The organism is Magnetospirillum sp. WYHS-4 (assembly GCA_039908345.1).
Taxonomy (GTDB): Bacteria; Pseudomonadota; Alphaproteobacteria; order Rhodospirillales; family GLO-3; genus JAMOBD01.
Genome location: JAMOBD010000151.1, coordinates 1 through 1458 on the forward strand (window position 1 = coordinate 1; position 1458 = coordinate 1458).

Below are 1458 nucleotides of genomic sequence, written 5' to 3' on the forward strand. Positions count from 1 at the left end.
CGGCGGCGCAGCATGGACGACATGGGCTCCAGGCCGCGCAACACCTCCCAGGCCTCGCCGTAGTCGTAGGCGGTCTGCTGGGCCGGCTCGCGGTAGGGCTCCAGAGGCTTGCCGGGGGAAAGCGCTTCCACACCTTGGCGGAACAGGCTTCCGACGCGCGCCCAGAGGGTTTGCGACCCGGGCGGCGGCGGCAGCGGTTCCACCTGCACCCGACGCTGGAAGGGGCCGATGATCCGTGAATCGGCCAGCAGATTTCCGTCGGGACCGAACAGACGAGTGCGGCCGCCGGTGGGCTCCACCGTGCGCCGGATCAGATCCTGGGCGGATTCGTCCTCCAGGCGCACGTCTCCGGAAGGCTGCACCGAGATGGATGTCTCGCCCAAAGCCCCGGCGATGATCTCCGCCTGGGTCTCCAGCGCCGAAAGTTCGGCGGCGATCAGGTTGTCGCGGTATTCGTCGAAATAGAACAGCCCGACCACCAGGAGAGCCGGGGCCAGCATGTTGACCGCCAGGATGCGACGCGTGATCGGCGAGATCCCGCGTCGCCGCGCCCGCCGCCGCTGCCGGGACGTCTCCGCCATCACGCTTCCTTGTAGCGGTAGCCGATGCCGTAGAGGGTCTCGATCTCGCCGAACTCGGGATCGACGGCGCGGAACTTCTTGCGTACCCGCTTGATATGACTGTCGATGGTGCGGTCGTCGACGTAGATGTTCTCGCCATAGGCGGCGTCGATCAACTGGTCGCGGCTCTTCACATGGCCGGGGCGCAGGGCCAGCGCCTGGACCAGCAGGAATTCGGTGACCGTCAGATCCACCATCTGGCCCTTCCACAGGCAGGTATGGCGCTCGGCGTCCAGGGTCAGATCGCCACGACGCACCACGGCGGCTTCCGCTTCCTTGGAGCCCTTGGTCTTGTCGCGGCGGCGCAGGATGGCCCGGATGCGTTCGATCAGCAGGCGCTGCGAGAAGGGCTTGGTGATGTAATCGTCGGCCCCGGTGCGCAGGCCCAGCATCTCGTCGATTTCGTCGTCCTTGGACGTCAGGAAGATCACCGGCAGGTCGGTTTCCTTGCGCAGACGCTTCAGAACCTCCAGCCCGTCCATGCGCGGCATCTTGATGTCCAGCACCGCCAAGTCCGGCGGATTGCGGCGCAGCCCTTCGAGGGCCTGTTCGCCGTCGCCGTAGGCGCGCACCTTGAAGCCTTCCGCTTCCAGGGCCATGGAAACCGAGGCGATGATGTTCTGATCGTCGTCCACCAGGGCGATGGTATGGGGCACGGGGAGGGTCCTTCTTCCAGCCTGTCGGCACTATACCAGCGTTGACCGGTCTTGCGGAGCCTTCCTATACTCGCGGAAACAGTATGACGATTTCAACGGAGGCTCCTACCGCCATGGGCAAGACCGGGATCGCGGCCCTGCTTCTCCTCGTCCTGGCCACCGCACCGGCCTGGGCCCATAGG

At 66.0% G+C, this 1458-nt stretch carries 2 protein-coding genes; both read right to left on the reverse strand.

What is annotated here, in order from left to right:
* A partial coding sequence (locus tag H7841_18485) for a sensor N-terminal transmembrane domain-containing protein (protein MEO5338846.1) occupies positions 1-581 on the reverse strand: 581 nt, incomplete at its 3' end.
* On the reverse strand, positions 581-1219 hold the full coding sequence (locus H7841_18490) for a response regulator transcription factor (protein MEO5338847.1): 639 nt from the start codon (positions 1217-1219) through the stop codon (positions 581-583). The genes H7841_18485 and H7841_18490, both read right to left, overlap by 1 nt.
* Positions 1220-1458 lie beyond the last annotated feature (239 nt).

What these genes read in the sequence shown, in the direction of transcription:
- H7841_18490 (MEO5338847.1), bottom strand. Translation starts at nt 1,219, where the DNA reads ATGGCCCTGGAAGCGGAAGGCTTCAAGGTGCGCGCCTACGGCGACGGC.